The sequence below is a fragment of the Xanthomonas sp. SHU 308 genome (genome assembly GCF_000364645.1).
GTDB lineage: Bacteria > Pseudomonadota > Gammaproteobacteria > Xanthomonadales > Xanthomonadaceae > Xanthomonas_A > Xanthomonas_A sontii.
Map to the genome: position 1 here is coordinate 1 of NZ_AQOK01000848.1, position 7,817 is coordinate 7,817.

Consider the following 7,817-nt stretch of genomic DNA (forward strand, 5'->3'; position numbering starts at 1 on the left):
GCGCCCCCGCGCTGGCGCGGGGGCCGGGCTTCCGCTGTCGCAAACCGCCGGGTCGATCAGCGCGCAGCCAACTGCCGCAGCACGTACTGCAGCAGGCCGCCGTGGCGGAAGTACTCCACTTCCTTCGGCGTCAGCAGCATCACCGCCACCTCGAACGTCTGCACGGCGCCGTCGGCCTTGGTCGCGCTGACCTGGGCGCGCTTGCTGGCGCCGTCCTGCAGGCCGGTGATCTCGAACACCTCCGAGCCGTCCAGGCCCAGCGACTGCGCGTTCTGGCCCTGCAGGAACTGCAGCGGCAGCACGCCCATGCCGACCAGGTTGGAGCGGTGGATGCGTTCGAAGCTCTCGGCGATCACGGCCTTGACCCCGAGCAGGTTGGTGCCCTTGGCTGCCCAGTCGCGCGAGGAGCCGGTGCCGTACTCCTTGCCGCCGATCACCACCAGCGGCACGCCGTCGGCCTTGTACTTCATCGCCGCGTCGTAGATCGCCAGCTTTTCCGGCTGGCCACCGCCGGGCGGGTGGTACAGGGTGTTGCCGCCTTCCTCGCCGCCGAACATCAGGTTCTTGATGCGGATGTTGGCGAAGGTGCCGCGGACCATGACGTCGTCGTTGCCGCGGCGGCTGCCGTAGCTGTTGAAGTCGGCCGGCTGCACGCCGCGCTCCTGCAGGAAGCGGCCCGCCGGCGAGTCCTTCTTGATGTTGCCGGCCGGGGAGATGTGGTCGGTGGTGATCGAATCGCCGAACAGGCCCAGCACGCGCGCGCCGTGCACGTCCTCGATGCGGCCGACCTGCATGGTCATGCCGTCGAAGTAGGGCGGGTTCTTAATGTAGGTGGAGGCGCCATCCCACGCGTACAGCTCGCCATCGGGCGAGGCGATGGTGTTCCAGCGGCTGTCGCCCTTGAACACGTCGGCGTAGTTCTGCTTGAACATCTCCGGGCCGACCGTGGCGGCGATGGTGTCGCCGATCTCCTTGTTGCTCGGCCAGATGTCGCGCAGGTACACCGGCTGGCCGTCGCTGCCGGTACCCAGCGGGTCGCGGGTCAGGTCGATGTCGGTGGTGCCGGCGATGGCATAGGCGACCACCAGCGGCGGCGAGGCCAGGTAGTTCATCTTCACTTCCGGATGCACGCGGCCTTCGAAGTTGCGGTTACCCGACAGCACCGAGGCCACCACCAGGTCGTCCTTGGCGATCGCCGCGGAGACGTCCTCGGGCAGCGGGCCGGAGTTGCCGATGCAGGTGGTGCAGCCGTAGCCGACCACGTAGAAGCCGAGCTGCTCCAGGTCGCGCATGACCCCGGCCTTCTTCAGGTAGTCGGTGACCACCAGCGAGCCCGGCCCGAGCGAGGTCTTGACCCACGGCTGCGCCTTCAGGCCCTTGGCCACGGCATTGCGCGCGAGCAGGCCGGCGCCGAGCATCACCGCCGGGTTGGAGGTGTTGGTGCAGGAGGTGATCGCCGCGATCACCACCGCGCCGTCGCGCAGCTGCCAGCCGGCGCCGCTGGCCTCGGCGTCCTGCGCATGCGCCGCCTGGGCACCGACCGCGGTGCCGCCGCCGCCTTCGTTCTTGAGCCGGTCTTCCTGCACGGCATCGCTGCGGCGCTTGGCGCGCGCGTCGGCGAACGGCACCAGGCTGTCGCGGTAGTTGCGCTGCATGTCTTCCAGCAGCACACGGTCCTGCGGGCGCTTGGGACCGGCCAGCGACGGCTTGACCTCGCCCATGTCCAGTTCCAGGACGGCGCTGTATTCGGCATGCGCGCTGTCGGCGTCGTGCCACAGGCCCTGCGCCTTGGCGTAGGCCTCGACCAGCGCGATCTGCTCCTCGCTGCGCCCGGACAGGCGCAGATAGGTCAGCGATTCGGCGTCGATCGGGAAGATGCCGCAGGTGGCGCCGTACTCCGGCGCCATGTTGCCGATGGTGGCGCGGTCGGCCAGCGGCAGGTGCTGCAGGCCGTCGCCGAAGAACTCGACGAACTTGCCGACCACGCCGTGCTTGCGCAGCATCTGCGTCACCGTCAGCACCAGGTCGGTCGCGGTGGCGCCTTCGGGCAGCTTGCCGGTGAGCTTGAAGCCCACCACCTGCGGGATCAGCATCGACGAAGGCTGGCCGAGCATCGCCGCTTCCGCCTCGATGCCGCCCACGCCCCAGCCGAGCACGCCGATGCCGTTGATCATGGTGGTGTGGCTGTCGGTGCCGAACACGGTGTCCGGGTAGGCGATCGCCTCGCCGTCGCGCTCGCCGGTCATCACCACCCGCGCCAGGTGCTCCAGGTTGACCTGGTGCACGATGCCGGTGTTCGGCGGCACCACCTTGAAGTTGTCGAAGGCCTTCTGGCCCCAGCGCAGGAAGCCGTAGCGTTCCTTGTTGCGCTGGAATTCGATCTTGCCGTTGAGATCCAGCGCGTCGGGCTTGCCGAACACGTCCACCTGCACCGAATGGTCGATCACCAGTTCCGAGGGGATCAGCGGGTTGATCTGCTCCGGGCGTCCGCCGAGCTTGACCACCGCATCGCGCATCGCCGCCAGGTCGACCACGCAGGGCACGCCGGTGAAGTCCTGCAGCACCACGCGCGCCGGCATGAAGGCGATCTCGGTGTCGGGTTCGGCCTTGGGATCCCACTTGGCCACCGCCTCGATGTGGTCCTTGCCCACGGTCACGCCGCCGTCTTCGTGGCGCAACAGGTTTTCCAGCAGGATCTTCAGCGAGTAGGGCAGGCGGGCGATATCGAAGCGCTCGGCGAGCTTGGGCAGGCTGTAGTAGGCGTAGCGTTGGCCGTTGACCTCGAGCGAGGCGCGGGTGGAAAAGGAATCGCTCATCACGGAACTCCTATGGCGTCGCGGCTGTAGGGACTGCGGTCATTCTGACCGATTCAGTGTGTATGGCAGGTGTGACCGCCGCTGTATGTGGGCTTGAGTATGACGCTTCAAGTATGTAAAATTCGTACATACCTTGTGGAGCCCGCCCGATGGAAGCCACTGTCGCCGAACGCGGTCAGATCACCCTGCCGAAGGCCGTGCGCGATGCGCTGGGCCTGAGCAAGGGCACCATCCTGAAGGTGGAACTGGACGGCGGCCGGATCATCCTGCGCAAGAGCGTGGACGATGCCATCTCGCGCGCCCGCGGCCGCTTCAAGCTCGACGGCTTCGCCAGCACCGACGAGGCGATGCGCGCCATCCGCGGCCGTGCCCCGGGCGATCCGTTCGAACCCGAGCCCGACGCCGGCGCATGATCGCCATCGACTCGTCCGTGCTGGTGGACCTGCTGGCCGACGGCCCGCAGGCCGACGCCACCGAAGCCTGCCTGCGCCAGTGCCTGAGCACCGGCCCGGTGGTGGTCTGCGACATCGTCCTGGCCGAAGTCTGCAGCGCGCTGCGCGACGGTGCCGAGGCCTTGTCGGTGCTGGAGGACATGAGCATCCGCTTCAGCGCGCTGGAGGCCAAGTCGGCCTTGCGCGCCGGCGAGATGCAGCGCCGCTTCCGCGCCCGTGGCGGCAAGCGCGAGCGGGTGGTGGCCGATTTCCTGATCGGTGCGCATGCGCTGCTGCAATGCGATGGCCTGATCACCCACGACGACCGTTTTTTCCGCGATTACTTCAAAGGCCTGAAGATCATCGTCCCCAAGCCTGCCGGCTGACGCCGCGCCGCCGCTGCCGCACATCCCCACCGTATTTTTCCGGAGAACCCGCATGTTGGAAGCCTATCGCCACCACGTTGCAGAGCGCGCCGCGCTCGGAATCCCGCCGCTGCCGCTGAGCGCGCAGCAGACCGCGCAGGTCATCGAACTGCTGAAGAACCCGCCGGCCGGCGAGGAGCAGTTCCTGGTCGAGCTGCTGAGCCACCGCGTGCCGGCCGGCGTCGACGACGCCGCCAAGGTCAAGGCCTCGTACCTGGCCGCGGTCGCCTTCGGCAGCGAGACCACCCCGCTGATCTCGCCCACCCGCGCCACCGAACTGCTGGGCACCATGCTCGGCGGCTACAACATCCATCCGCTGGTCGAGCTGCTGGACAACGCCGAGCTGGGCGCCGTCGCCGCCGAGGGCCTCAAGCACACGCTGCTGATCTTCGACGCCTTCCACGACGTGCAGGAAAAGGCCGAGGCCGGCAATGCGCACGCCACGGCCGTGCTGCAGAGCTGGGCCGAGGCCGAGTGGTTCACCAGCAAGCCGGAAGTGCCGCAGAGCCTGACCATCACCGTGTTCAAGGTGCCGGGCGAGACCAACACCGACGACCTGTCGCCGGCGCCGGACGCCACCACCCGCCCGGACATCCCGCTGCACGCGCTGGCGATGCTGAAGAACAAGCGCGACGGCGCCCCGTTCGAGCCGGAAGAGGACGGCAAGCGCGGCCCGATCCAGGCCATCGCCGACCTCAAGGCCAAGGGCCACCTGGTCGCCTACGTCGGCGACGTGGTCGGCACCGGTTCCTCGCGCAAGTCGGCGACCAACTCGGTGCTGTGGTGGACCGGCGAGGACATCCCGTACATCCCCAACAAGCGTTTCGGCGGCGTGTGCCTGGGTTCGAAGATCGCGCCGATCTTCTACAACACCATGGAAGACGCCGGCGCGCTGCCGATCGAGCTGGACGTGTCGCAGATGGAGCACGGCGACGTGGTCGAACTGCGTCCGTACGAGGGCAAGGCGCTGAAGAACGGGCAGGTGATCGCCGAGTTCGCGATGAAGTCGGACGTGCTGTTCGACGAAGTGCGTGCCGGCGGCCGTATCCCGCTGATCGTCGGCCGTGGCCTCACCGCCAAGGCGCGCGAGTTCCTGGGCCTGCCGGCCTCGACCCTGTTCCGCCTGCCGATGGACCCGCCGGACACCGGCAAGGGCTTCTCGCTGGCGCAGAAGATGGTCGGCCGCGCCTGCGGGCTGCCGGAAGGCCAGGGCATGCGCCCGGGCACCTACTGCGAACCGAAGATGACCTCGGTGGGTTCGCAGGACACCACCGGCCCGATGACCCGCGACGAGCTGAAGGACCTGGCCTGCCTGGGCTTCTCCGCCGACCTGGTGATGCAGTCGTTCTGCCACACCGCGGCGTATCCGAAGCCGGTGGACGTCAAGACCCACCACACCCTGCCGGAGTTCATCTCCACCCGCGGCGGCGTGTCGCTGCGTCCGGGCGATGGCGTGATCCACAGCTGGCTCAACCGCATGCTGCTGCCCGACACCGTCGGCACCGGCGGCGACTCGCACACCCGCTTCCCGATCGGCATCTCGTTCCCGGCCGGTTCCGGCCTGGTGGCCTTCGCCGCCGCCACCGGCGTCATGCCGCTGGACATGCCCGAGAGCGTGCTGGTGCGCTTCAAGGGGCAGATGCAGCCGGGCGTGACCCTGCGCGATCTGGTCAACGCGATCCCGCTGTACGCGATCAAGCAGGGCCTGCTGACCGTGGCCAAGCAGGGCAAGAAGAACATCTTCTCCGGCCGCATCCTGGAGATCGAAGGCCTGCCGGAGCTGAAGGTGGAGCAGGCGTTCGAACTGTCCGATGCCTCCGCCGAGCGCTCGGCCGCCGGCTGCACGGTGCGCCTGAACAAGGAACCGATCGTCGAGTACCTGACCAGCAACATCACCCTGCTGAAGTGGATGATCGCCGAAGGCTATGCCGACGCGCGTTCGCTGGCGCGGCGGATCAAGAAGATGGAGGAGTGGCTGGCCGACCCGCAGCTGCTCGAGCCCGATGCCGACGCCGAGTACGCGGCGGTGATCGAGATCGACCTGGCCGACATCCACGAGCCGATCGTGGCCTGCCCGAACGACCCGGACGACGTGAAGACCCTGTCCGACGTCGCCGGCGCGGCGATCGACGAAGTGTTCATCGGCTCGTGCATGACCAACATCGGCCACTTCCGCGCCGCAGCCAAGCTGCTGGAAGGCAAGCGCGATATCCCGACCCGCCTGTGGGTCGCGCCGCCGACCAAGATGGACGCCTCGGAGCTGACCAAGGAAGGCCACTACGGCACCTTCGGCGCCGCCGGCGCGCGCATGGAAATGCCGGGCTGCTCGCTGTGCATGGGCAACCAGGCGCAGGCGCGCGAGGGCGCCACGGTGTTCTCGACCTCCACCCGCAACTTCCCCAACCGCCTGGGCCGCAACACCAACGTGTACCTGGGCTCGGCGGAACTGGCGGCGATCTGCTCGCGCCTGGGCCGGATCCCGACCAAGGAGGAGTACATGGCCGACGTGGGCGTGATCAAGACCAGTGGCGAACAGATCTATCGCTACATGAATTTCGATCAGATCCAGGACTACCAGGACGTGGCCGCCACGGTCGCTGCCTGATCGCCCCGGCGATGCGTTGACGCGACGTGCCGCCCATGCGGCACGGTCGCAACGAAGAAGCCCGGCACTGCCGGGCTTTTTCGTTGGTGGTGCCTGCGATGCGTACGACGGCGGGTTCGCCGCTTGCCTGCGCTAGGCCTGTGGTGCGGACGCTCGCCCCTGCAGCCAGTGTTCCAGCGCCGCCGCCGGCAGCGCCGGCGCGAACAGGAAGCCCTGCAGCACGCGGCAGCCCAGCCGCGCCAGGAACGCGCGTTGCGCTTCGGTTTCCACGCCCTCGGCGACCGTGTGCATGCCCAGGGTCTCGCCGATCCGCAGGACCGAGGTGGTCAGCGCCCGCGAAGTCTGGCAGTGCTCCAGGTCGCTGACGAAGCTCATGTCCAGCTTGAGCTCGTTGACCGGCAATTGGTGCAGATGGCTGAGGCTGGAATAGCCGGTGCCGAAGTCGTCCAGCGACAGCAGCACGCCGCTGGCCTGCAACTGGCGCAGGTTGGCCAGCACCGCGTTGGTGTTGGAGAGCATGACGCTCTCGGTCATTTCCAGTGCCAGATCGGCCGGTTGCAGGCCGGACGCGGCGAGCAGGGCTTCCACCCGCGTGGGCAATTCGGGGTCGGCGAAGTTGTTCGCCGACAGGTTCACCGCCACGCGCGGCACCGCGATGCCGCGCAGACGCCAGTCGGCCATCTGCCGGCAGGCTTCGCGCAAGACCCACTGCCCGAGTTCGTCGATCAACCCGCATTCTTCGGCCATCGGTACGAACCGCGCCGGCGAGATCGCGCCGAGATTGGGATGTTCCCAGCGCAGCAGCGCCTCCACGCCGTACAGCGCGTGCGGCGCCTGGCTGTCCAGTTGCGGCTGGTAGTGCAACTGCAGTTTGTTGCGATGCAGGGCGTCGCGCAGCGCGGTCTCCATCGCCACGCGTTCCTGCGCCATGCGGTTCATGTCGGAACTGAAGTAACGCACGCTGTCGCCGCCCTCGCGCTTGGCCCGGAACATGGCCAGGTCGGCATGGCGCAGCAAGGTCTCGATGTCGCGGCCGTCGTCGGGGAACATGGCGACGCCGATGCTGGCGCTGGGGTGCAGGGTCACCTGGCCGACCACCAGCGGCTCGGCCAGCGCCAGCAGCAGGCGTTCGGCGACGCCGGCGGCCTGCTCGACGCTGCAGTTCGGCAGCATCAGCACGAACTCGTCGCCGGCCTGGCGACCGACCAGATCGGTCAGGCCCAGGGTGTCGCCGATGCGCCGGGCGATGTCGCGCAACAGGCCGTCGCCGGCGGCATGGCCCTGGGTCTCGTTGACGCGCTTGAAGCGGTCGAGGTCCACGAACAGGATCGCCACCGGTGCGCCCTGATGCTCGGCGGCGGCCAGCGCCTGCTCGGCACGGGCGCTGAACATCACCCGGTTGGGCAGGCCGGTGAGCGAGTCGTAGAAGGCGAGCTGGTGCACGCGTGCCCTGGTCTGCTCGCGTTCCAGCGCCAAGGCGCACAGATGCACGCAGAGCTCGATCAGGCGCAGGTGCCAGGCCAGCGGCTCGCGCACCTGC

The 7,817-nt window shown here is 68.4% G+C and carries 5 protein-coding genes; 3 read left to right on the forward strand and 2 right to left on the reverse strand.

Annotated features, from left to right (window positions below; genetic code table 11):
- Positions 1-56: 56 nt before the first annotated feature.
- The gene (gene acnA, locus D588_RS0122165) at positions 57-2,816 is read right to left on the reverse strand and encodes an aconitate hydratase AcnA (RefSeq protein ID WP_017917559.1); all 2,760 of its coding nucleotides are present in this window, start codon (positions 2,814-2,816) and stop codon (positions 57-59) included.
- A gap of 149 nt (positions 2,817-2,965) precedes the next feature.
- On the opposite strand from acnA, the gene D588_RS0122170 reads away from it, so the two are divergent.
- From D588_RS0122170 to acnB, 3 genes are read left to right on the forward strand one after another with little or no spacing between them, the layout of a single operon-like run.
- The gene (locus D588_RS0122170; protein ID WP_010343322.1) at positions 2,966-3,229 is read left to right on the forward strand and encodes an AbrB/MazE/SpoVT family DNA-binding domain-containing protein; all 264 of its coding nucleotides are present in this window, start codon (positions 2,966-2,968) and stop codon (positions 3,227-3,229) included.
- On the forward strand, positions 3,226-3,633 hold the full coding sequence (locus D588_RS0122175) for a type II toxin-antitoxin system VapC family toxin (RefSeq protein WP_017908728.1): 408 nt from the start codon (positions 3,226-3,228) through the stop codon (positions 3,631-3,633). The genes D588_RS0122170 and D588_RS0122175 overlap by 4 nt, the downstream gene beginning before the upstream one ends.
- Positions 3,634-3,685: 52 nt before the next feature.
- Positions 3,686-6,277: a bifunctional aconitate hydratase 2/2-methylisocitrate dehydratase gene (gene acnB, locus D588_RS0122180; RefSeq protein WP_017917560.1), complete on the forward strand. Its 2,592-nt coding sequence runs from the start codon at positions 3,686-3,688 to the stop codon at positions 6,275-6,277.
- A gap of 132 nt (positions 6,278-6,409) precedes the next feature.
- On the opposite strand, the gene D588_RS0122185 is transcribed toward acnB, so the two are convergent.
- Positions 6,410-7,817 (reverse strand): EAL domain-containing protein (locus tag D588_RS0122185; RefSeq protein ID WP_017917561.1); only part of this gene is annotated, 1,408 nt, incomplete at its 5' end.